The organism is Fluviicola taffensis DSM 16823 (assembly GCF_943372375.1).
Classification (GTDB): Bacteria; Bacteroidota; Bacteroidia; order Flavobacteriales_D; family Crocinitomicaceae; genus Fluviicola; species Fluviicola taffensis_A.
Genome location: NZ_CALRYJ010000005.1, coordinates 223,604 through 245,697, shown reverse-complemented (window position 1 = coordinate 245,697; position 22,094 = coordinate 223,604). Strand labels below are relative to the sequence as shown.

The following is a 22,094-nucleotide window of genomic DNA, read 5'->3' as shown; positions in this document are numbered from 1 at the left end:
TTGAAGTATAAAAATGATTCTTTGAGGGCCAAATGGTGGGATTATTCTAACGCAGGAACGTATTTTATTACTATTTGTACAAAAGATAAATGTCCGTTCTTCGGGGAAATTTTTGATGGAAAAGTTGAATTAAACCATGTGGGTAAGATTGTTTCCGAAGAATGGTTGAAAACCTCCAAATTGAGGCCTAATATGAAACTGGAACTGCATAATTTCATCGTAATGCCAGATCACTTTCATGCTCTACTTACTATCGGGATGACGGAATTCAATGGAACAGATTTGTCTTCGGATGAATTTGGCAATCTCAGGAATAATCAATTTAAACCTCAATCAAATAATCTGGGATCAATTATCAGAGGATTCAAATCTGCGGTTACAATGAGATGCAAAATTGGGGGATTTGATTTTTGTTGGCAATCCCGGTATTATGATGTGATTGTCAAAACCCGGGAACAATTTGAAAATGTTCAAAGATATATTTTGGAAAATCCTTCCAAATGGAAATCTGGTGGGAAGGTTGGGAAGGTTGGGAAGGTTGGGGATGTTGGGGACGCGATGCATCGCGTCCCTATCTTAGCAAAAACTCCAAAACCGCATTCATGAATTCTTCCGGCTGCTCTGCATGGATCCAATGACCGGCATTTTCAATGGTTATAAAAGTCGAATCCGGGAACTGATCTTCAATGGCAGGAATGTCTTCATCAACGATGTAATTGGAAAGCGCTCCCCGTATAAATAGTGTCTGAACCAGAACTTCCTGATCGGGAATGGCTTTCAGGATATTAGGCATTTCTTTTTCAAGAACTTTCACATTCATGCGCCAAGCCAGTTTTCCCTTTTCAATCCAATACAGGTTCTTCATGAGAAATTGTCTCGTTCCATTTTCAGGCACAAAAGGAAGCAATATCGCTTCTGCGGCTGAACGTGAATCCATCGGGGAGGCATTGACTTCATCAATCCCTTTTAAAATTTCCTGATGATGCGGAGGATAACCTCTTATTCCCATATCCACGACAATCATTTTTTCAATCGTCTCAGGATAAAGTTGTGCATAACGCATGACCGTTTTTCCACCCATGGAATGACCCAAAAGGTTTACTTTTTCAAGTTTTAGATCGGTAATAAGTTCGTGTAAATCTGCAGCCAATAAATCATAGTCAAATTCATCGCTCCAATCGGTATGACCGTGATTGCGTTGATCGACCAGAATGACCTGAAAATAATCGGAGAAACGTTTGGCATGGGTTTGCCAATTGTCTGAAGAACCAAAAAGTCCGTGAAGAATAATTAGCGGTTTTCCTTCCCCAATAATACGATGTTGCAGCTTCATGATACAAAACTACAAATAGCGATTGTTTTTAGCTGACCAAATGAGAAAAAAACTCGAAAATATTGGGAATTTCCCAAGATGTTTCAGGAACATCTACGTCGACTTTGGAAGTCTTCGTTTCAGTAATCACCGTTGTTGTTTTCGTTGTGGAAGGGCTGCTTGATTTGGTCTCTTCTTCCAAATCCGTGGAAGTCGATTTTCCTGTTGTGAATTGCTTTTCATTCAAGGTTTCGATAATGGAAACGATCTTATCAGCAGAAATCTTCGATTTATCAAACGTGATGTAAGCAGTATTGGTCTTTCTTCCGGTTTCGAAATCATAGGAAACACGATCAACAGCTCCGGTTTCTTTCAAAGCCATGCGGATTGAACCTCCACAAGCATGCTCACATGTCATACCGGAAACCTCGATTGCCAGTTTGCGATCTGCCTGAACAGGATCTAATTTTTTATAGGCCACCTTTTTCTCAATGGAAATAATCTTTTTCTCAGGGGAAGAACAAGAACCTAATACCAATACAGTAGCCAGTCCTAAAAAAATCGCGTGTTTCATGGTTTCACTTTTATTGGGCATAAATGTAAGGCAAACGGGAGAGGAGTTTCACTAATTTTTGTTAAAATGATTGTCTGAACCCTTAACTTTAACATCTCCGGAAATCCGAAGAAGAGAAATCCGTAATTTTACAGCATGTCTGAGATTGTAAATAAGGTAGCACAAAGTGGATTGATTGCCGTTGATTTGGCAGAATACTGTCCGAAGAATTCTGAGTTTGCAGGTTTTGATTTCGAACCGTCCTTATGGCAGGGATTGGTGCTGAAAGAAAAGGATTTCCGCGAATATGTGAAGGACTTTGACTGGAATCAATTTCAGGGGAAACACGTTTATTTGTTTTGTTCGGTAGATGCAATTTTGCCTTCTTGGGCTTTCATGTTGGTGAGCTCGAAACTGGTAGGAATTGCTGATTCTGTAACAATCGGAGGCGAAGCTGATGCAAAACAAAAAGCATTGGAATGGAGTATTGATCAATTGGATATCACGCAATTTACGGATGGAAAACTGATTGTGAAAGGATGTTCGGATATTCCGAATCCGGAAGCGGCCATGTCTCAGTTCTTAGTAAAAGTTCAACCTGTTTGTTCGAGTATCATGTATGGAGAACCATGTTCTACCGTTCCGATTTACAAGAAGCCTAAACAGAAATAACCTTCGATTCAAATCCTTTTTCCTTCAATAGCTGAAACAACTGAGGTAATAATTGTTTTTGTCTTTCGGTAATCTTTGGATTGTCGTGTAATACCAAAATGTTCCCTTTTTTGATCCGTTTCGCTTCTGAAAGGATCCGTTCAGTGGATACACTCAGATCGTAATCATAGGATAACCACGACCACATGATGATTTGGTGTGTCTTTCCGATTTCCCTGGCAATACTTGGTTTGATCCTGCCATAAGGTGGACGGAACAGTTTGGTGGGGTGCATTTGCTCGAATTCACGAAAAGAATCCAGGTAGGTCCCGTTTTCCGTTTTAATGGAATTCAAATGCTTCATGGTGTGGTTACCGATTGCATGTCCTTCGGCTATGATCCGCTGAAACAATTCGGGGTGCTTGGTAATGTTTTGTCCCACACAGAAAAAGGTTGCTTTCCAATGGTATTCTTTCAAGAGATCCAGAACAAATGGCGTGATCTCAGGATTCGGTCCGTCATCGAATGTGATGAAGACGGTTGGTTCGGAAATGGAAAACCTCCACCTTAACTTTGGGAAAACCCAATTGGTCAAGCGTGGAGGTTTAAACAATTTCATATTCAATCTTACATTGAATCGTCAGAAGGTTGAACGTTGTTCAATACATCTTCGTTCAAGATAGCTTGATCTCCTGCAGGCATACCTGTCGGAGCCGGTTTCGGACCAGTTGGAACTTGTGTTCCTGTCAATTCGAAACTGAAGTCGATTGCATTCATGGTTCCTTGCAGACGCGCTTTCTTGGTAGCATAGTCGCCGTCTGTTTGGCTTTCACCGTTTTCCAATGAAAGTTGGTCCAGTTCAGCATAAATACGCGTCAGATCCACATTGTAAAGAGCTTCCAGACCTTTTGTAGTTCTGTTCACCAATGCTCCTTTCGGATTTCCGATACGTGGATCACCTGCGAACTTGTGAATGGTTGCATAATTGATCACTGCAGCGATATAATCTGTTTCGTTCGCAGTAGCGAAGTTTGCCGGACTATTTTTGAAATAACCCATGATGCTTTCCAATTGACGAGCTACTTCAGCTCCCAGTTTTTCAGCACCTTTCTTGTCATTTGCCCGGTAAAGAAGACCTACGTAATCCTGTAGTACCCCGTCCTGGTATTGTGCATATTCGACACCGTTTGCATCTTTGATTGGTGCAGCCTGATTCGGTCTTTCACCATAATCAAGTACAATCTCGGCTGGCATCACTTCCAATGATTTTTGAATCACAAGAGCCGCTTTTTTACGCAATTGAGCAGTGGTCATTCCCATAGTTCCTTTGAAGGAGTTTTCCAATGAATCGGCAACTCTTGCCTGACCTGAAGCACGTAGGTTTTTAAGCATCGGACCATATTGTTCTCTACTCATTTCCATTTGCTCTGCTTCCGTTACATAATACTCCGCCAATTGAGCGAACATTGTTCTGAATTGAACGGTTTGTCTTCTTGCGTAGTAATCAGTCAATACATCCGGATCACTCATTTTACCATAATGGTAGGTTTCCATCAAATGCTTGTACATCAATTTTTCATTGATCGGCGTTTTCCCCTGAGCCAGGATTGGAGTGATTTCCCAAGCCATACCATTCGTGCGTAAATGCCCGCTTTGATACATTGCTGTTGAAATTTCCGTATTACCAGGAGAAGTGAAATACATCGGTCGTTTCCAGTCGTTGTTAGCCAACATATCCAAAATCATGATATCAGATTTTGTAATTGCCTGAACGGATCTGGAATTAAAGCGGAAACGGATTTCGTTCTCGCAGTTTTTCACTTCCTCTTTCGAGATAATTCCTGATGCAAGTGCATTTTTCTTGTTAACCGGAAGAATGAAACCTGTACTTGGGATAACTCTCAAATAAGTCGTTCCGTATTTGATCATGTTGTTATCATCCTGCATAAAGGAAATGACTTCCTTGATTGGAAGGAATGACCAATTGTCTTCCCAAGAAGCCATCACTTCCTGCAATGCTTCCAAACCTTTTACATCTGCTTCAAGCAATTGATTTCTGTATCCTTCGAAGATTTCCAGAACACCATTTTCCATGCTTTCCACCAATTCAATATTCGCGGAATCAGCACTTGCATTACTGAATATTTGACGAATCTCACTGATTCGCGGTTCGTATGCAGGATCTTTTGCTTTAACAGTTGCAATAACAGACGAAGCTGTGTTTGCGAATTGTGCAAAGGATTGTTTGAACTCTCTTGGGCTGTTTTTCAATTTCAACTTGAACAACTTCGTCACTGTTTCGCGGTTGATCCCTTGATTCAATAATTGAGTTGAAGACATGAAGAATGCCTGGTCCGTTCCACCAGCCCATTGAAGGATCTGGTCTTCTCTGAAAGTAATAGGAAGCGGCTCCGATTTGTACATCTTCATTTTCATCTGGTTGGTATACCAATCCGTATCGAATAAACTCGTATTACAAACACGAACATCTGTACTGACACCTTCCACTTCCTGTAAATACCAAAGAGGGAATGTGTCATTGTCACCAACAGAGAAGATGATTCCATTTGCAGCACATGATTTCAAGTAATTGTATGCCAAATCATGAGCGGATGTTTTGTCCGAACGATCATGATCATCCCATCCTTGCTCACCCATAATATATGGAACAAACAAAGTCAGAACCGTGAAAAATCCTGCTGCAACGGTGTTGTTCTTCAAAGCTTTCCGCATTCCGTAAGCCAGTCCGAGCAGTGCCAGTCCAATAAATGCAATTACCAACCAGGTTGATAAAATGACCCCACCACCGGAAAATGCAAAAAACAAGATGAATACAGTCAATGAACCGTATCCGATCAGGATGTTTTTCCAATCTGCCTTATTGAAATTCTTATAAGCGTCATACAAGCCCAGTACACTGAGTCCTATCCAGAATGCAAAGGCATAGAACGAGGCTGCATAAGCATAATCACGTTCACGTGGTTCGAACGGTTTTTGATTCAGGTAAATAACAATGGCGATCCCCGTAAAGAAGAAGGTCAAAAAGACGATAAATGCATCTTTCGGAGCTCTGTAGAAGTGGAAGATCACTCCGATCACTCCTAAAACAAGCGGAAGCAACCAGAAATTATTATGAGCCGGATTTTCCAAAGTGTAGTAAGGAGCATTTTCCTGACTACCCAAGCGGGCATCGTCGATGAATGAATATCCGGAAATCCAGTTTCCTCTCATGTCATCCCCATGTCCCTGGAAATCATTCTGACGACCGGAGAAATTCCACATGAAATAACGCCAGTACATCCAGTTCATCTGATAACTGAACATGTATCTCATATTTTCACCGAAATGCGGGATTCGCATGCCGTCTGTTCCCAGTTCGTCTGCATCCGTCACATCTGATGGATCGTATTCCGACCAATTTTTATAAGCGAGAATTTTCGGATCGTTTGGATTGTTGGATGTGTAGTACATCCGCGGCAAGAAGGTTGTTTGTGTATATACCTGTTTGCTGTTTTTCCGTACACTTTCGTTACTGGAGAAGTATTTCTCCTTTACGGTATAATTTCGGCCTTTTGATTTTGCCCAGTCGGTAGCTTCTTTCTCCCCGATAAATGCTTTTGCATCCATTCCGGTCGATTCGTTTTCAACTACAAAACGACGTAAGTAGAATGGACTTGCATCTCCGTATTTTTCTTGTGCATCTGGTGTCGAATTCCAGTAATTACCGTTCAAGATCGGCCAGGAACCGTATTGCTCACGTTTCAAGTAAGCATGAAGCGTAACCAGGTTCTCCGGGTCATTTTCATCCAATGGAGTATTTGCGTTCGAACGAATAACAATTACTGCGAATGAACCGTAACCAATCATCAGGAATGCTAAACTCCACAAGGCCGTATTCAAAATCGGTTTCGCTTTTCTTTTCGCATATTTGAAAGCCCACATGAATAAGCCAATCAATAAAAGGAAGAAGAAAATGGTTCCGGAGAAGAATGGCAAGCCAAATGAATTGACAAAAGCAACTTCAAACCAAGAAGCCAATGCAACCGATCCCGGGATAATTCCTTCCTGAACGAATGCAAGAACCACTACGGAAATCAAACCTGTCAGGACTATTCCCTTGATTGTCGTCTTTTCCCACAAATTAAAGTACATAACGAAAGCAATTGCCGGTACAGCAAGTAGTCCCAATAAATGGACCCCGATTGCTAAACCAAACATGAACCAGATCAAGATCATCCAACGCATCGGTGATCTTCCGTCTTTTATCTCTCCATGTTTGATACCGATCATTTCGGCATCCCATTTTAAGATCATCCAGAAAATGGCAGCTGTAAACAGGGATGACATCGCGTAAACCTCACCTTCAACAGCAGAGAACCAGAATGAATCGGAGAATGTATATGCCAATCCACCAAGGACTCCGGCACCGATCGTTGCGATCTGGTCACCTCTAGACCAATCTCTGTCTTTGCGTTGCATGATCTTCTTACCAAACATGGTAATGGACCAATACAGAAACAGGATAGTGAATGAACTACTCAAAGCTGAAAGACGGTTGATCCAGACTGCCACCATTTCAGGCTCTGCAAAGAAGGAGAACAAACGTCCCAATACCATGAATAACGGTGCGCCCGGAGGGTGACCAACTTCTAATTTATTTGCTGCTGTAATATATTCCCCGCAATCCCAAAGTGAAACGGTATCTTCAATGGTTAGGAAATAAACAATCGTTGCGATTAAGAAAACCAACCAGCCTGTAAGGTTATTCAGTTTGTTGTAAGTCATGATTTACTTTGAAAGTTTAACTCGCGAAGTTATAAATATATTGTGACGATTCGGCATAGAAATGTTGAAAAATGCTAAATGGATGAATTTCAATGTTTTTTCTCCTTTTTCAACGAAAAACTCCATTTTTTTTATTGGTTTCCTTGTGTGAAAAGAATTTAGTATTAACTTTGCCCTCGCAATTGACCCATGGTGTAACTGGCAACACGTCTGGTTTTGGTCCAGAAGAGTCTAGGTTCGAGCCCTAGTGGGTCAACAATAAAAGCTTCATCGAAAGATGGAGCTTTTTTGTTTTCCACCCGCTTGGGTGAGAAGTTTATCCCGACAATTGCAAAGCAATTCGTCGGGGAGCCCTAGTGGGTCAAGAGAGAAGGAGTTTAGAAATAAGCTCCTTTTTTGTGGCCAATAGTTTGGTGAGTGGGAGAGTGAAATTTGAGGTTTTGGAGTGTGGACGGAATTTGGTACAGTTTGGTTATTTAAGTACTTTTATTTTCACAAACTCTATCCATGGAAGTTAATATCTTTTGGGTTGTTGGTTCAGCAATCGGTTCAGCCTTGATTACATATCTAACGACTTACACAAACGCCAAGGCTAAATTTCAAGCTGAACTCGAAACAAAGGCAAAAATAACCGAAGAACAAGAACGGGTAATAGCGGCGTACAAACTTGACCACGAAAAACGTAAATATCAGTACGAGAAAAAACACGAAGTTTATTCCAAGTATCATGGCTTACTCGACAAATTCGATAGTGAGAAAAATCCGTTTCTTGACCAAAATAAGATGAATAGGCAGGTAACAATTTTGCTAAATGCAATGTCTCAATCTGATGCTGATGATGGGAAGAAAATGGAAGCGATTAATCTATTTTACAATAGTATTGACGAAATGGTTCAAGAAGCGTTGGGCGGTATTAAAGAGATTGCAAAGGAAACGAATGAGTTGAAACTTATCGCAACACCAGAAATAGTAACTATTGTTGAAAGTATTCAAGCCAACTATGATAAAGTGGGTAAAATTTCTAATTCCATTTCTGAATCGTTAAAGAAGATATTTGCGGGTGAGCAGGATTTGTCACCAATTACTTCCGAAGTTGAGGGAATACGTAAAGAAACGGAAGAAAAGAAAGCAAAGCTAATAGAACTCATGAGATTGGATATTGACAAAATTTGAAGTCCTTAATTATGAAGAAAATAATCGTTCTATTCTTTTGTATATTAGCCTTCGGAGTCCATAGTCAAATGGGGCGTGAGTATGAAGAAGAAAGTGGACATGGTTGGATTAGTTGGGTCGTAACTTTGGTTATAATAATTCTTGCAATCAGAGGTCTAATAAATGGAAATCGTAGGTGAGTTAGACCCTGCATTGCCGATTTAAATAAATTCGTACCACATTTCAAAATTGAATCAATGTCAATACCACTATTAATTTCAATCCTCAGTGGAGCAGTAGCAATCACAGTATCTATTATTGGAGCATGGTTTGCAAACCGCAATAGCATAATTCTGCAAACTCGAAAGCTAAAGGAAGAACACTATGTTGCTTTCTTAGAAGCATTGCATAATCTCGCTTCGGATAACCAAAGTACTAAGTATGGCAAGGAGTATACATACGCTCGGGATAAGCTTCTGCTGATTGCCAGTGAAGACGTAATCAAAATGATGATACTGTTTGAAGCGGAAGTGAGAGATCAGAATAACTTGCACGATGAGTGTTTGACAGAATTGATCAAATCGATACGTAAGGATCTGAGGTTGAGAGACAAGAGCTTTCCTATTGTGGGTTTAAGAAAATAATATGACAGAAACACAACAATTTTGCAGGATTCTAAGAGAACGCTCATCAGAGCACACATCTGCGGGTCAACTACTATGTGCCAATAGACACTATGGACAAGTCGTTTCAATTTTAAGGCAGGAACTTGATTCATTGGTAAGAGCGGTTTTCTTACTGAGTAATGATTTAACCGAACGACAACATTATATCCACCAAACCTTGAATAATGAGAAATGGACAAGACCTAATTCTAAGACACAAATAACTGACAGGCACATGGTGGATCTTGCGGATTCTTTACATGGATGGACAAATTCAGTATATAAATTAGGATGTGCATTTATACATCTTTCGCCAATGGCAGACTATCGGAACGAAAACCCATTTCAACAGCTAACCATTGATGAAATAGATGACATAAAACAGCATTTGAATAATTATCATGGGTTTCCTTTGGATAAAGTTTTAAGTATAGCAACGGTTAGTCCCTATCTTTTGAGAGTATTAGATAAGGTATCTAGTAATCTGGAATGTTACATCGCTAGTCTTGAAAGCGAAACAGTGCGTAACCTATTCGACATTTAAATTCCGATTGTAACTGAATCAAATCGAACCGTTACTTTAATAAATCAAAAGAACAACTATGGATTGCATTGAATTAAGACCAGACCAAATTGTACGCAGAGGAAAGTACCCAGCACCGAATGTTCCAAATCACAATTCGTTGTTTTTCCATCCTTCAACTCTGCATGGAAGCCCAAAAGAACTGGAAGAATGGGGTTATGAGTTGGCAACATTTTGCAGACAAAATGGGATTCCTTATTACTGTTTTACGAATGATTTTGGAAAAAAGATCAATGTTTATCCAAACGAGACAATAGAACAATGGTGGGTTAATCGTTAGTAATATGGTTTTCCCCTCAAAAAGTTGATGGGGAGTTCCTAGATTAGCCCTTCACTTTCCGCACCAATCTTAAATTTCAAAACGGGGTGGGGTAGTATGAGTAAGCCGAACACTACAAAAACTGCCTGAAGGTTGGGGGCAGCACAAAGTTGACTTAACATAGGATCAATCTTCTTCATCGGACTCACCGATTTTGGCTCGTCTTAAAAAGTCAGCAAACAAGGGTACTGTAAAATCAATTTGACCATGAGAAGGGGCGTAAATGAATCCTTTTCTTATTAAGGTGGCTCGTGTTGGACTTGCAGATGTTGGTCTGACTTCCATTTTAGCTGCAACATCAGACATGGAATATGGACCGTTACCCAATTCTGCCATCGCAGCCATTAACTTTTTCTCGCTATTTATCGCACGATCAAACCGCACTTTAAAAAAGCTGTTATCTAACTCATTTAATGTCTCCGTTTTTGCTGCAACAACATCATCAACCGAAATAGGAGATTTTGAAGCATAATTCCAAGTGTGTTTGCCTAGTTCCTGGATGAAATAAGGATACCCCTTAGTAATATTAATTGATTCCTGAACGGCTTCATCTGTAAATTCAACACCCAAATCTTTAGCTGGTTGAGAAATGGCTAATTCCACTTCAGGGCTTACTAGATTGCTGACAGGGATGAATTCGAATAGTCGTTCTGCGTATGATTTAGCGTCGCCAGCCATTGCTGCAATTGATGGTAGTCCCGCACAAATAACAACAAGTGGTAATTCAAGCTGGGAAACTTTATGACACGAGGCTATCAATGCTGCCATATCTGATTCTTTTAAGTACTGTGTCTCATCTATTAAAATACAAACTGATTTTCCTTCTTCCTTAGCGGCATTGCCTATATGCACAAACATATCAGTCAAATCGGTTTCGAAATTTCCGGAATCGGCTTCTCCTGCTATTGCATCGACATCAATACTTATTTCGGGACCATCGGGTAGGGTTAGAGAAAGAGATTTTAAGACACGGAATGCCTTCTTTAGTTTATCCTTAGCATTCTCAAATAAACTGATTTGTAGAAGTATCTTCCGAATATGATTTGTCATTTTAAGATCGAACTTGTCGTTTTCAGACATTTCTATTTGTTCCACGATATAACCATCTTCTGTAGCCATGTTATTGAGACGGTTAAGTAATACAGTCTTGCCCACCCCTCTTAAACCATAAAGCATAATTGATCTTTGAGCCCGCCCGGCTTTAACTCGCTTAAACAAAATGTTTGCTTTGGTTAAAATAGTATCTCTTCCTGCTAAATAAGAAGGGCGACTTCCTGCTCCTGGATTATAGGGATTTAGAATAGGATCCATAAGAATATATTTAATTATAGTGCAATATAGTTATTTATTTATGAATATGCAAAGATCTTGGTTTGTATCAGTTCTCCGTTTGTTTTTTGTACGGATTTGATTCTTCAGACTTCGCCTATAGATTTCTGTATTTTTCACTATTTTCACCCCATGCAAAAGCCGATTTTACTTACATCCATTCTTGTCGTTCTGTTTTTCTTCATTATGTGGTTGATCTTTCCTTTGTTGAATGATGCCTTAATGAAACAATTAATCGATCCGGCAATGCCATTTAAGATCACGGTTAGTTCGATGAATGAGGAATTTACGATCCGGTTGAAAACCGCTCTTTCATTCGGGGTACTTCCTTTGCTTTCATTTGGATTTTTTCAGCTTGTTAGAAGAACTAAGAACCCGGATTATCCGAATAGTAAACTGATCTTGATTCTGATGGTTGTCTGTTTCGCTTACCTGGTCGGGTTCCTTATCAAGTTTATTCTCATCTTATTGTCCTTTGGAGTTATCGCATCGGAACCCTTGGCTTCGGATGTTGCAAGTGATATTCCTTTGAACCAAATTTACTTCTACGATTATGCTTTGGTTTGCAGCCTGATTGCAGGGTTGTTTATCTGGGTCTTTGCAAGGAAGAAGAAATCCGATTCCAATTAACGCTAACACTCTTTAACTTTCTTCCAGCTCATTTCTTCCTAACTTACAGGGTAACGAAAAAGTGAAGATCATGAAAAAGCAATTTTATCTTTCAAAAGAACAGAAGTTTTGTCCGGCTTGCGGTACAGCTTTACCGGATGGGCTGACCCAATGTCCGAATCCGACTTGTCCGTCAAATACGCCTCCGCCGGTGCATTAAGGGGGGATAATCTAAGGTTATTTAAAAAGTCTTTTCACTATAGCGGAAAGCTTTTTGGTTTTTTACCTAAAATAATCCAGTAAATCCTCATTCACTTTTTTAAGAGATTGCTTATTCTGCTTAAAAAGTAAGAATACTATGAAGGCTTCACAGAGAGTGAATACATAAAAACCTGCAAGCAGTTTATCCGGAGGTGAGAGCACATATTCTGATGTCGCCATTTCAATTCCTTTGAATAGCAAAGAACAAATTAGGATAACTAGTAAAATGATGCTGAATACTTTTGATTTGGCAGGAGCAAAAAATCTGAGTAGAATAATCACTGATGTACAAAATAAGTTGAACATCCCAAATAAGGAATTGAAACCATTGTAGATTGAAAAGTAGTCGCCAGATTCATAAAAATCGCCTAATACAGTAAATTGAGAATAGAACATGCCATCTGAAGTTGCCGCGTAAAATGGCAGGAACAAAGAGGCCGTCATTCCAATAAATAGAAGGAGGATCGTTAATTTTTGAATTTTGATACTTTTAATCATTCCTTCACAAACCGTTCAATTCTTTTGAGAGTTTCGGACTCGTAGCTCAACCAATACAACCCTGCTTTTAAATCGGTTATGTTTAGCGTGATCAGATCCGATTGTGACTCGATTTCATTGATCTTGGCTCCCTTTGCATCGAAAATTTGAATCACACTGGGTTTGTTTTCCGGAAGCTGAATAACCAATGTTTTATTGGAAGGATTCGGATAGATCGTGAAGGGCAGAGATTCCAGGTTGGTTGTGTCAACATAGGTGTAAACCGTTATTTTATCTGTGGCTGAAGCAGCTCCACCATTGTTGATCAGGTAAATTTTCTTTCCATCGGGAGAAACGGCAATATCACGCAATCGTCCATTCAATTGCTGGTCTGCCATAAAATATTTTTTGGGATTCGGGTGCTGAGCGTTTGAGGCTTCAATGCTTCCCTGTGCATTCAGTTTGAATTGATAAAGTTCCATATCGGTGGAATCGCCCTTTTTGAGTGTCACCATCAGGATGCTGTTTGTCCAGACCGGAATTGCATGGCTGTTGTAATAGATCCCATCGGAAGGAGCAACGGTGCACCACGTGTTTCCATTATTGGAGCTGGGTGTTTGTACGGCGCAAATAGCATAAATGGGTTCTACCAGGTGGTCATTTGGAATTTGGGGATGCGTGATATAGTTCGCGATGTAGGCAGCTTCTCCGGGGAAATTGTCGTCCGAATGATAACCGTGGACATTTTTCCAGCCGTAATTCATTCCTTTTTCCAGGATGTTGATTTCATCATCTGTGCGGTCTCCGTGTTCAATGTCGTAAAGGATGTTCAGATCGCTGTTATAAACCAGACCTTGCGGGTTGCGATGACCTCTGGTGAAAAACGAATTCCCCGGAATCGGATTATCTGCCGGAATACTCCCATCCATGTTATAACGATGAATTTTTCCATTATCAGTCGTTGGATCCTGCGCAAAATTGTTTGGGTTATCCGATTGCGGATTATAGCATTGCGGACTGTTTGTTTCCGACGACCCATGATCACCGATGGATACAAATAAATAAGGGGTGTTGTTTTGCTTGACAGCCAATAATCTTCCTCCCAAATGGTCGTATCCGGTCGAAATTCCTGTTACGATATCCTGGTAAGCGATGACTTGATCGGTTGTTGGGTTCCATTCCAATCTTCGGATCTTAAAACGGGTTGCCGGGCTTCCGGATGTTCCTGAATTGTAAGAATACATGAAAAAGATATAGGAAGAACCGGGAGAAGTGAAATCGGGATGTAAGGCCAAGCCCAAAGTGCCGGCTCCGATGCTTAGATTAGGACAAAGAACCGAGTTTTCCAAGGGACTTCCACCAAAATAATCCGGAGCAGTGTAAACAATCGTTTTATTTCCCGTTTCTGGGTCGACCCGTGAAACCCTTCCGTTGTTTTCTGTGATCCACAACATGGAATCCGGTCCGAAAGTAATTTCCCAAGGTGTTGATACCGGAGTAGGGAGTTCGGATCGGACAAAGGTTTGGGAAATCCCGGTAAAGGAATTCAGTAGGATAAAGAAGAATAAGTTCTTCATAATGGATTTAGTTGTTTCAATAAATGTAATTCTTTCTTGGTTAGTTTATCCGTTTTTGCAATCAAACTCGGGTTCTTTTGAGTAAAGTGTATCTTTGCACTATATATTTAAATACATGTCAGAAGAAAGAAGAACGGATTTAGAATCCCTGGGTGAATTTGGAACAATTGATTTATTGACGAAGAACTTCTTGATTACAAGAGAATCTACAGCTTTTGGAATCGGCGATGATGCTGCGGTACTGGAAAGAAATGAAGAGCAATACACCCTGGTTTCAACGGATATGTTGGTTGAAGGGGTTCATTTTAACCTGATGTATGTTCCTTTCAAGCATTTGGGATATAAAGCGGTGGCAGTGAATCTTTCGGATATCGCAGCAATGAATGGAACTCCGGAGCAAATTACGGTTTCAATAGCAGTTTCGAATCGTTTCCCGTTGGAAGCTTTGGAAGATCTGTATGCAGGTATCCGATTGGCTTGTCAGCATTATAAAGTGGATTTGGTAGGTGGAGATACGACTTCTTCGAAATCCGGATTGGTTATATCCGTTACGGCTATAGGAGTTGTGGATAAATCGAAAGTGGTTTACCGCTCAGGAGCTGCTGCCAATGATTTGTTGGTTGTATCGGGAGATTTGGGTGCTGCTTATATGGGATTGCAGGTTTTGGAACGTGAAAAGAGCGTTTTTGAATCAAACCCGAGTATCCAGCCCGATTTGGATGGGAAGGACTACATTGTTCAAAGACAGTTGAAACCTGAGGCACGGGTGGATATCATCACTTACTTGAAAGAATTGGAAGTGATTCCAACATCGATGATTGATATCTCCGATGGATTGGCTTCTGAAGTGATGCACATCTGCAAAGCAAGTAATAAAGGAGCGATGATCTACAATGCGAAGCTTCCTGTTGATTCCTTGACTTCAACTACGGCAATTGATTTTAATCTGGATCCAACAACATGCGTGCTGAATGGAGGAGAGGATTATGAATTGTTATTCACGATCTCTCAAAATGATTTTGATAAGATCAAAGGGAATCCGCACATGACAGTGATTGGTTATATGACAGATGTAAGTGAAGGGATTTATTTGGTGGATACAAATGATTCATTGATTCCGATAAAGGCTCAAGGGTGGAATCATTTTCAGAATAAGTAATTGATTGGAAATAATGGAACAAAAAAAATCCCGATTCATTGAATCGGGATTTTTTTATTTATTGTCTTTCTGATCTTTCTTTCTCAATGGATCCGTAATGTCTCCTCCGTTAGGATTTTCAGGATCATTTGGATCAACCGTAGTTGTAGTCGTCTCGGAACCACCCAAAGCATTTGGGCTACCAACAGTTGTACCTGTAGAACCATTCTGAGAGATACGTTGCATCTCTGGAGTCTCTGTTCCACACTGTGTTCTCGGACGAATATCAGCTTTTTGACAAGCTGTGAACACTATTAATAATGACGCTATGATTGTTATCTTTTTCATACTCTTAAAAGCCATACTGAACAAATATAAACTATTTAATCATTCATTTCCAAATTTTCATAAGGAATTTTGATTAAAACGCGCGTTCCTTTGATTGAACGGTCAGGATTCGTCATTTGAAAGGGACCGATCAGCTCGTAATCCTTATTCCACATCTTGCGAATAAGGTCGATTCTTTTAGAAGTGATTTCCATTCCTTGAGACTTGTGATCCCCCTGGAATTTGGCTTTTTTATTCAAGCTGTAATCAATTCCGATTCCATCGTCATCAATACAGATTTCGAGCTGGTCACCAAGTGCTTTTATCGTCACCAGAATCTCACCTTTTTTCGTTTCATCCGGCAGAATTCCATGAATGATACTGTTTTCCACAAATGGTTGAAGAAGCATTGCGGGAACAGTTACTTGTTCGAGGTCAATTCCTTGATTGTCAATTCGGTAAACGAATCGGTCTTTGAAGCGCATGGCTTCGAGTGAAAGATACAATTCCAATCGTTCAAGCTCCTGGTGCAGCGTCACGACATTATCTCCTTCGGAAGCGCTATCCAGATTTTTCCGGATCAACTTGGCAAAACTGGTCAGATACCGATTTGCGGAAACCCGATCCTGTGTATTGATGAAATACTGAATGGAATTCAGGGAATTAAAAATGAAGTGTCGGTTCATACTTGCATTCAGGGATTGCTGTTCCAATGCAAGCAAACGCGATTTATTCTCCAGGTTGATCTTGTAGTTGCGCTCTCTTTCCCGTTTGATCTGCAATCTGAAATAATACCGGATTCCAAATGCAATTGCCACAAATACGAGGATGTAGAACCACCAGGTTCTCCAGAATGGTGGAGTGATAGTGATTGCAAAAGAACTGACTTCTGAAATCTTCTTTGTTCCTGAAATGGCACGGATATGAAGCACATAATCTCCGGCATCCAGGTTTGAAAGAATGATCGTCGGATTTAAAGTTGGTGGAGACCATTTGTCAGATTCACCTTCCAGCTTGTATTGAAAAGTGACCGATTCAGGATCTTCCATTGAAATTCCGTCCAAATCGATGATGAGGTTGTTCTTGGAATAATTTAGTTTCAGACCGTTGTAGATGTTCGAAGGATCGATTTCCCGGTAATTGACCAACACCCGTGCGATATTGAGTTTAGGAGAAAAATCGGAGAATCCTTCATCGTTGGAGCCTACATGAAGTTTTGCAAGACCATCAGTGGTTCCAAACCAAAAGTTCCCTTCTTCAAAAAGTGAAGAGTTGATATTCGATTCAAGATTGATGAGTCCATTATTCGTTCCAATGTGTTTTACCAGTATTTGGGAGCCTTCACTGTTCTCAAAAACGTATAATCCGTCGTTTGTTCCAACGAAAATATGACTTTCTACGCGTTGAATGAAGTTGATGAAACGTGCCCCGCTTTTTGAACTGTAGGAAATATTTTTATAATTGATGCCGTCAAAAATGACCAATCCGTTTTCCGTACCGATCCAGATCCGGTTGTCTGTATCTGTTTCTATGGAGGAGATACTCGCTTTGAATTTTTTAAGAAGTTTTTGCGTTTTCTTAGCCAGATTCAGTTCATACAATCCTTTGGATGTGGCAACCAGCATGTTTGAATAATAGAATGAAACATCCCGGATATTCCCGTTTTTATTGAGATTGAATTTGAAATCGGAATAGCGGTGAAGTACATTGTTTTCAATATACCCGATACGTTCCTCATCAGCAACAATCAGTTTGTTTTTATAGATTTTAATGACCCGGAAAGGACTTGAATAATTGGGAAAGTTATATTGTTGTGGTTCGGATTTGAAATCCCATCGGAATATTCCCAACTCAGTGGCAAACCAGGCATTTCCATTGAAATATTCGATGTCCCAAACAGTAGTTGCAGGAAGGGGAATTTTTTCGCAGGCTCCCTGAAGATTCATCTTAAAAGCCCCTTTATCGTAAGAACCGAATAAATAAGATCCGCTGTTCAGTTTTTTGCCGCAGAGGATCAGATCGGAAGGCATTCCTGTTTTTGTGGAATAGATCTGTAAATTCTGATTGGCGAAGCGTATGAGTCCTTTTCCATCACTCCCGAACCACATATTTCCTTCGTTATCCTGGAAGGAACAATTGATTGCGTTTACAGGAAGACCATTTACCTCATTCAGGTCAAGCTGTTTCATTTGCGGGGAGAAACGAATCACTCCTTCCGGTGAAACGAGCCACAATTGATTGGATTTATCACTATTGATGGCTCCGATATATAAATCGTTTGATTTGACTGGAATAGAGTCAAACTGTTTCAAAGTGAAATCTGTTCGGAACAATCCTTTGAAAAAGGTGGAAATGAACACCTTGTTTTGTGTCAGGGCAATTCCGGAAATGCTTCGGTCCTTGAATGCCTCCACTCGTTTGAAATTGGTCAGGTCATCTGTGAAGTATAAGCCGTCGCGTGTTCCGATATACAATTTTCCGTTGATGATTTCCAAATCCCGGCAGGTTGAGGCATCTTCGTTTTTAAGTGTAATTTTTGAAATGTGGTGATTGGAAATGATGTATAAACCACTTCCTTCCGTTGCCGCAACAATTTTCCCTTGATACGATATGAAATCGGTTACACTGACTGTTTTATTATTGTCGCCAAATGAATAGGTCTGAGCTTTATTATTTGTAATCTCTGTAATTCCACCTTCGTGTCCTACCCAAATCGTTTTTTGGATGTTTTGAAGGCAGGAGATTCGGTTATTAAATAATCCTTGTTCAAGTGGAAAGGTGGTAAAGTTCTTACCATTGAATTTGGCAAGTCCACCCAATGTTCCAACCCACAGGTAACCATCGTTGTCCTGTGTGATGCATTGCACCTGAGACTGAGGTAAACCTTGTCCGTTAGAATAAGTGATAAAAGAATAGTCCTGAGCCATTCCAATAGTAGAAATGGCTGCAAAGACTATCAATGCGAATATTCTCATCCTTCCTTTAGCATTTTTACAAAATCAGTTACACGATTTCTTGCAACAGGAATCCGCAATCCATTTTTCAAAACGGCAAAATGCCCGTCTTCATTAATGTATTCAGCAAGGTTGTTGAGATTAATAATATGTGATTTATGAACCCTGAAAAACTTGGCAGGATTCAAAATGTTTTCATAAATCTTTAAAGTTCTGGTATCCAGATAACGCGTGCCATCGTTGAAATAAATGGTTGTACAGTTTCCACTTGCCTCCAGATGGGAAATGGTATTGTCCTCAACGATCTTCAATCCTTTTGTATGACTGATTGCAATGCGGTTGTTGGGTTTGTTGCGAAGCAGTTGGTCTGACAAGTTGCGTAAACTTCTGAAGTAGGTCACGTAGTTTTCAGGATCCTGGGCGAAAACAGTATTTGCTTCCACTAATTTTTCTACTCCAATTCTTAAATCGTCAATATCAATTGGCTTCAACAAATAGTAGACTGCGCTGGCATTGAATGCACGAATCGCATAATCCTTAAATGCAGTAACAAAGACAACCAGGAAGTTTTTTTCTTCTACTTCCTCTAACAATTCAAATCCTTCCGCGCCGCTTGGCATCCGGATATCCAAAAATACTACATCCGGTTTGCTGGCTGTGATCAATGCTTTGGCTTGCTCTTTTCCGGAAGCTTCACCGATCACTTCAATCTCAGGACAAAAATCGTCCAGCATCATTATTAAATTTTTGCGTGCGTATTCTTCGTCATCAATGACCAAGGCGCGTAGTCTTTTCGGTTCCATAATGTAGTTTGTTACTTGTTCTTACCGACAATTTACGAGTTCTAATAAACTGAGTTATGGTTTTGAAACCAGACACACTCAGATTTTAACTGTTAAATTAAACCAGCTGGTAGTATAATCAAAAGTTAATACCGTTAAAATTATTTATTTTTTGTCGAATACTTGCTTAAAGATAAACTTTGCACAACAAGGTAATTATAATTTTCCCACAGACGTGCACGGTGGAACACTTAAGAAAACTGTTTTTCTGATCCATAGAAATGCAAATTATCAACCCTATTTTAGAATATTCCCGAAAGTATATCTGTGCTCGTCCGTGTTCCTTAGTGGGAAGTACATTGGATTCTGATAGAATGAATTAAAAAATAGTGTTCAGTAAGTGGATTACTTCCTCCCGATTTTCCTCATGTGCCATGTGTCCAACGTTTGGTAGGACTATAGAAGAGATTTTGTTTTGTTTGCAAAAGACATCCAGTAAGGCGACTTGAATGAGTTTGTCCTTCTCACCGCTGATCACTGTAAATTTCTCCGGATTTTTCTCCATCAGATATGCCAGATCGAAGCGGTTTTTCATGGCTAAAGAAGCCCATCCGATCGCTTTGGGGTCCATAAGGTCTGCAAGTCGGATGTAATGCTCAATGGCATCTTCCATTTTGGAAGGATTGTAAAATAAATTCGGAATAGCTTCCCGGATGAAAACGGAGGCTTTGGTGAGAACCAGGTTTGCAACGCGTTCACGATCTCTTTTCTTGTCTTCCGAATCGCTCCAGGGATGTGAATGAAACAATATGAGATGTTCCAGGCTTGGAACTAGTTTAATCAATTCCAAACCGACATAACCACCCATTGAATGTCCGATAACCAAGGCGTGTTTCAGTTTTTCATGAACAACTATTTTCTCCACTTCTTTGGCCATGGACAGGATGGATGGCGTTGAATTGAAATCCACTGGACTTGATCCATGACCCGGTAAATCAATGCAGATCGCTTTCACGGGAAGATGGGGAAGCAATTCGTCCCACATGCTGATGTCCTCCATGAAACCATGCAAAAAAACAACAGGACTCCCATTTCCGGAAATCCTGTAATTCAACAATTGTTCACTCATTATTTTTGATTCATCAATGTTTCTATCTCATCCGCTTCAATCGGGATGTTTCTCATCAGATTGAATGGCTGACCGGAAGCTTGTATAACTAAATTATCTTCGATGCGGATTCCCAATCCTTCTTCAGGGATATAGATTCCGGGTTCGCAGGTGAATACCATGTTTGCTTCAAGAGGTACATTCCACAGACCCACATCATGTGTGTCAAGTCCCAGGTAATGCGAAGTTCCATGCATGAAATATTTTTTGTAAGCCGGCCAATTCGGATCCTGATTCTTGATATCGGTCTGATCCAATAATTTCAAGCCAAGCAGCTCGGATTCCATTAATCTGCCCACTTCTTTTTGATATTCAGCCAACATGGTTCCGGGAACAAGCATTTTTTCTGCTTGTGTTTTCACTTGAAGAACGGCATTGTACACTTCTTTTTGTCTTGGGGTGAAGCGGCCGTTTACCGGAATACTTCTCGACATATCGGAAGAATAATTGGCATATTCTGCACCAACATCCAACAAGATGACATCGCCATCCTGGCACTGCAAGTTGTTTTCAATGTAATGAAGGACACAGGCATTTTTTCCGGATGCTACAATGGGAGTGTATGCCCATCCTTTCGATCTGTTTCTTAAGAATTCGTGTGAGAATTCAGCTTCTATTTCATATTCCCAAACACCCGGTTTTACAAACCCAAGGATGCGGCGAAACCCTTTTTCTGTGATATCACAAGCAGTCTGCATCAGGTCCAATTCGATTTTCTCCTTCACGGAACGGATCTGGTGCATGATGGGCGCGCTTTTATGTACCTGGTGTGCGGGATAATCCTGCTTAACCTGGATGATGAATCGGTCCTCACGTGTTTGAACAGTGGTATCTGCACGCAAGTGCTCATTCGTGTTCAGGTAAATTCCTTCTGCCTCAGCCATCAACTGTTTGAAGATCACAGGGAATTGTTGCAACCAATAAACTGTTTTGATTCCAGCTGTTTCAAATGCTTGATCCTTATTTAATTTGGCACCTTCCCAAACAGCAATGTGATCGTTTGTCTCTTTCAGGAAAAGAATTTCCCGGTGAGCTTCATTACTTGCATTTGGAAATAGAACCAGAATGCTTTCTTCCTGATCCACTCCAGATAAGTAAAAAATGTCCCGGTGTTGGGTGAAAGGCAAGGTTCCATCCGCACTTACCGGATAAATATCGTTCGAATTGAAAACAGCTAATGTGTTTTTTGCCATTTTTGCCGTAAATTTCTTACGGTTTTCAATAAAAAGGTTTTTGTCTATTTGGAAATACTTCATGTCTTTCAATCTATAAGGTGTCGTGAAATTACGAAAAAAAAGTTCATATTGCGTTGCTTCGACTACGCTCAACTACCCGCAGGACTCACTTTCAGGATTGAAAGGACATTGAGCGAAGTCGAAGTGTCAATTTTCTTTCATTTTTTTCACTTTGACGGAGTAGGTCGTAAGTACTTTACGAACTACTGGGTGCAAA

General features: G+C 40.3%; 21 protein-coding genes and 1 tRNA gene. 10 read left to right on the top strand and 12 right to left on the bottom strand.

The window, feature by feature from the left end; genetic code table 11:
* Window positions 1-21: 21 nt before the first annotated feature.
* Window positions 22-606, top strand: coding sequence for a hypothetical protein (locus AAG807_RS09950; protein ID WP_341903095.1), 585 nt, complete (start codon window positions 22-24; stop codon window positions 604-606).
* Here AAG807_RS09950 and AAG807_RS09945 read toward each other — a convergent pair.
* Window positions 572-1,333: an alpha/beta fold hydrolase gene (locus AAG807_RS09945; RefSeq protein ID WP_341903092.1), complete on the bottom strand. Its 762-nt coding sequence runs from the start codon at window positions 1,331-1,333 to the stop codon at window positions 572-574. The genes AAG807_RS09950 and AAG807_RS09945 overlap by 35 nt on opposite strands.
* Before the next feature lie 28 nt (window positions 1,334-1,361).
* Window positions 1,362-1,886, bottom strand: coding sequence for a heavy-metal-associated domain-containing protein (locus AAG807_RS09940; RefSeq protein ID WP_341903089.1), 525 nt, complete (start codon window positions 1,884-1,886; stop codon window positions 1,362-1,364).
* Between the two features lie 135 nt (window positions 1,887-2,021).
* Between AAG807_RS09940 and AAG807_RS09935 the strand changes: the two genes are divergently transcribed.
* Entirely contained in the window at window positions 2,022-2,537 is a 516-nt protein-coding gene (locus tag AAG807_RS09935) for a DUF2480 family protein (RefSeq protein ID WP_341903086.1), read from the top strand.
* Here the strand turns inward: AAG807_RS09935 and AAG807_RS09930 are convergent.
* Together AAG807_RS09930 and AAG807_RS09925 are read right to left on the bottom strand one after the other, a co-directional pair.
* Window positions 2,524-3,135: a polysaccharide deacetylase family protein gene (locus AAG807_RS09930; RefSeq protein WP_341903083.1), complete on the bottom strand. Its 612-nt coding sequence runs from the start codon at window positions 3,133-3,135 to the stop codon at window positions 2,524-2,526. The two genes, AAG807_RS09935 and AAG807_RS09930, sit on opposite strands and share 14 nt — an antisense overlap.
* An 8-nt stretch (window positions 3,136-3,143) precedes the next feature.
* Window positions 3,144-7,301, bottom strand: a complete 4,158-nt coding sequence (locus AAG807_RS09925) for a DUF2723 domain-containing protein (RefSeq protein ID WP_341903080.1) — start codon at window positions 7,299-7,301, stop codon at window positions 3,144-3,146.
* A 183-nt stretch (window positions 7,302-7,484) separates the two neighbouring features.
* On the opposite strand from AAG807_RS09925, the gene AAG807_RS09920 reads away from it, so the two are divergent.
* The 5 genes from AAG807_RS09920 (at window position 7,485) to AAG807_RS09900 (ending at window position 9,981) form a co-directional block, all read left to right on the top strand.
* A tRNA-Gln gene (locus AAG807_RS09920) sits at window positions 7,485-7,557 on the top strand.
* 251 nt (window positions 7,558-7,808) lie between these two features.
* Window positions 7,809-8,474, top strand: coding sequence for a hypothetical protein (locus AAG807_RS09915; RefSeq protein WP_341903077.1), 666 nt, complete (start codon window positions 7,809-7,811; stop codon window positions 8,472-8,474).
* A gap of 236 nt (window positions 8,475-8,710) precedes the next feature.
* Window positions 8,711-9,097 carry a hypothetical protein gene (locus AAG807_RS09910; protein WP_341903074.1) on the top strand — a complete coding sequence of 129 codons (387 nt, stop codon included), beginning with the start codon at window positions 8,711-8,713 and terminating at the stop codon, window positions 9,095-9,097.
* A gap of 1 nt (window position 9,098) precedes the next feature.
* On the top strand, window positions 9,099-9,662 hold the full coding sequence (locus tag AAG807_RS09905) for a hypothetical protein (protein ID WP_341903072.1): 564 nt from the start codon (window positions 9,099-9,101) through the stop codon (window positions 9,660-9,662).
* 58 nt (window positions 9,663-9,720) lie between these two features.
* Window positions 9,721-9,981 (top strand): hypothetical protein, encoded by a 261-nt coding sequence (locus tag AAG807_RS09900; protein ID WP_341903069.1) that lies wholly within the window; start codon window positions 9,721-9,723, stop codon window positions 9,979-9,981.
* Between the two features lie 165 nt (window positions 9,982-10,146).
* On the opposite strand, the gene AAG807_RS09895 is transcribed toward AAG807_RS09900, so the two are convergent.
* Window positions 10,147-11,331, bottom strand: coding sequence for an ATP-binding protein (locus AAG807_RS09895; RefSeq protein ID WP_341903066.1), 1,185 nt, complete (start codon window positions 11,329-11,331; stop codon window positions 10,147-10,149).
* Window positions 11,332-11,481: 150 nt separating this feature from the next.
* Between AAG807_RS09895 and AAG807_RS09890 the strand changes: the two genes are divergently transcribed.
* Together AAG807_RS09890 and AAG807_RS09885 are read left to right on the top strand one after the other, a co-directional pair.
* Window positions 11,482-11,979, top strand: a complete 498-nt coding sequence (locus AAG807_RS09890) for a hypothetical protein (protein ID WP_341903063.1) — start codon at window positions 11,482-11,484, stop codon at window positions 11,977-11,979.
* Window positions 11,980-12,049: 70 nt separating this feature from the next.
* Complete coding sequence (locus AAG807_RS09885; protein ID WP_341903060.1) at window positions 12,050-12,178, top strand: hypothetical protein; 129 nt, start codon at window positions 12,050-12,052, stop codon at window positions 12,176-12,178.
* A gap of 62 nt (window positions 12,179-12,240) precedes the next feature.
* Here AAG807_RS09885 and AAG807_RS09880 read toward each other — a convergent pair whose 3' ends face one another.
* Both AAG807_RS09880 and AAG807_RS09875 read right to left on the bottom strand, forming a co-directional pair.
* Window positions 12,241-12,717 carry a hypothetical protein gene (locus AAG807_RS09880; protein ID WP_341903057.1) on the bottom strand — a complete coding sequence of 159 codons (477 nt, stop codon included), beginning with the start codon at window positions 12,715-12,717 and terminating at the stop codon, window positions 12,241-12,243.
* Entirely contained in the window at window positions 12,714-14,273 is a 1,560-nt protein-coding gene (locus AAG807_RS09875) for a PQQ-dependent sugar dehydrogenase (RefSeq protein ID WP_341903054.1), read from the bottom strand. Before AAG807_RS09875 ends, AAG807_RS09880 begins: the two co-directional genes overlap by 4 nt.
* Window positions 14,274-14,388: 115 nt before the next feature.
* Here AAG807_RS09875 and thiL point away from each other — a divergent pair, with 115 nt between their 5' ends.
* Window positions 14,389-15,432 (top strand): thiamine-phosphate kinase, encoded by a 1,044-nt coding sequence (thiL, locus tag AAG807_RS09870; protein ID WP_341903051.1) that lies wholly within the window; start codon window positions 14,389-14,391, stop codon window positions 15,430-15,432.
* A gap of 54 nt (window positions 15,433-15,486) precedes the next feature.
* Here thiL and AAG807_RS09865 read toward each other — a convergent pair whose 3' ends face one another.
* The 5 genes from AAG807_RS09865 to AAG807_RS09845 form a co-directional block, all read right to left on the bottom strand.
* Entirely contained in the window at window positions 15,487-15,759 is a 273-nt protein-coding gene (locus AAG807_RS09865; protein WP_341903049.1) for a hypothetical protein, read from the bottom strand.
* A gap of 35 nt (window positions 15,760-15,794) precedes the next feature.
* Entirely contained in the window at window positions 15,795-18,713 is a 2,919-nt protein-coding gene (locus AAG807_RS09860; RefSeq protein WP_341903046.1) for a two-component regulator propeller domain-containing protein, read from the bottom strand.
* Complete coding sequence (locus AAG807_RS09855) at window positions 18,710-19,495, bottom strand: response regulator (RefSeq protein WP_341903043.1); 786 nt, start codon at window positions 19,493-19,495, stop codon at window positions 18,710-18,712. The genes AAG807_RS09860 and AAG807_RS09855 overlap by 4 nt, the downstream gene beginning before the upstream one ends.
* Before the next feature lie 358 nt (window positions 19,496-19,853).
* Window positions 19,854-20,603 (bottom strand): alpha/beta hydrolase, encoded by a 750-nt coding sequence (locus AAG807_RS09850; protein ID WP_341903041.1) that lies wholly within the window; start codon window positions 20,601-20,603, stop codon window positions 19,854-19,856.
* Window positions 20,603-21,898: an aminopeptidase P N-terminal domain-containing protein gene (locus AAG807_RS09845; protein ID WP_341903038.1), complete on the bottom strand. Its 1,296-nt coding sequence runs from the start codon at window positions 21,896-21,898 to the stop codon at window positions 20,603-20,605. The genes AAG807_RS09850 and AAG807_RS09845 overlap by 1 nt, the downstream gene beginning before the upstream one ends.
* Window positions 21,899-22,094: the final 196 nt, after the last annotated feature.

What these genes read in the sequence shown, in the direction of transcription:
- AAG807_RS09945 (WP_341903092.1), bottom strand. Translation starts at nt 1,333, where the DNA reads ATGAAGCTGCAACATCGTATTATTGGGGAAGGAAAACCGCTAATTATT.
- AAG807_RS09860 (WP_341903046.1), bottom strand. Translation starts at nt 18,713, where the DNA reads ATGAGAATATTCGCATTGATAGTCTTTGCAGCCATTTCTACTATTGGA.
- AAG807_RS09885 (WP_341903060.1), top strand. Translation starts at nt 12,050, where the DNA reads ATGAAAAAGCAATTTTATCTTTCAAAAGAACAGAAGTTTTGTCCGGCT.
- AAG807_RS09940 (WP_341903089.1), bottom strand. Translation starts at nt 1,886, where the DNA reads ATGAAACACGCGATTTTTTTAGGACTGGCTACTGTATTGGTATTAGGT.
- AAG807_RS09845 (WP_341903038.1), bottom strand. Translation starts at nt 21,898, where the DNA reads ATGAAGTATTTCCAAATAGACAAAAACCTTTTTATTGAAAACCGTAAG.
- AAG807_RS09855 (WP_341903043.1), bottom strand. Translation starts at nt 19,495, where the DNA reads ATGGAACCGAAAAGACTACGCGCCTTGGTCATTGATGACGAAGAATAC.
- AAG807_RS09875 (WP_341903054.1), bottom strand. Translation starts at nt 14,273, where the DNA reads ATGAAGAACTTATTCTTCTTTATCCTACTGAATTCCTTTACCGGGATT.
- thiL (WP_341903051.1), top strand. Translation starts at nt 14,389, where the DNA reads ATGTCAGAAGAAAGAAGAACGGATTTAGAATCCCTGGGTGAATTTGGA.
- AAG807_RS09935 (WP_341903086.1), top strand. Translation starts at nt 2,022, where the DNA reads ATGTCTGAGATTGTAAATAAGGTAGCACAAAGTGGATTGATTGCCGTT.
- AAG807_RS09850 (WP_341903041.1), bottom strand. Translation starts at nt 20,603, where the DNA reads ATGAGTGAACAATTGTTGAATTACAGGATTTCCGGAAATGGGAGTCCT.
- AAG807_RS09925 (WP_341903080.1), bottom strand. Translation starts at nt 7,301, where the DNA reads ATGACTTACAACAAACTGAATAACCTTACAGGCTGGTTGGTTTTCTTA.
- AAG807_RS09930 (WP_341903083.1), bottom strand. Translation starts at nt 3,135, where the DNA reads ATGAAATTGTTTAAACCTCCACGCTTGACCAATTGGGTTTTCCCAAAG.
- AAG807_RS09905 (WP_341903072.1), top strand. Translation starts at nt 9,099, where the DNA reads ATGACAGAAACACAACAATTTTGCAGGATTCTAAGAGAACGCTCATCA.
- AAG807_RS09865 (WP_341903049.1), bottom strand. Translation starts at nt 15,759, where the DNA reads ATGAAAAAGATAACAATCATAGCGTCATTATTAATAGTGTTCACAGCT.
- AAG807_RS09900 (WP_341903069.1), top strand. Translation starts at nt 9,721, where the DNA reads ATGGATTGCATTGAATTAAGACCAGACCAAATTGTACGCAGAGGAAAG.
- AAG807_RS09895 (WP_341903066.1), bottom strand. Translation starts at nt 11,331, where the DNA reads ATGGATCCTATTCTAAATCCCTATAATCCAGGAGCAGGAAGTCGCCCT.
- AAG807_RS09915 (WP_341903077.1), top strand. Translation starts at nt 7,809, where the DNA reads ATGGAAGTTAATATCTTTTGGGTTGTTGGTTCAGCAATCGGTTCAGCC.
- AAG807_RS09910 (WP_341903074.1), top strand. Translation starts at nt 8,711, where the DNA reads ATGTCAATACCACTATTAATTTCAATCCTCAGTGGAGCAGTAGCAATC.
- AAG807_RS09890 (WP_341903063.1), top strand. Translation starts at nt 11,482, where the DNA reads ATGCAAAAGCCGATTTTACTTACATCCATTCTTGTCGTTCTGTTTTTC.
- AAG807_RS09880 (WP_341903057.1), bottom strand. Translation starts at nt 12,717, where the DNA reads ATGATTAAAAGTATCAAAATTCAAAAATTAACGATCCTCCTTCTATTT.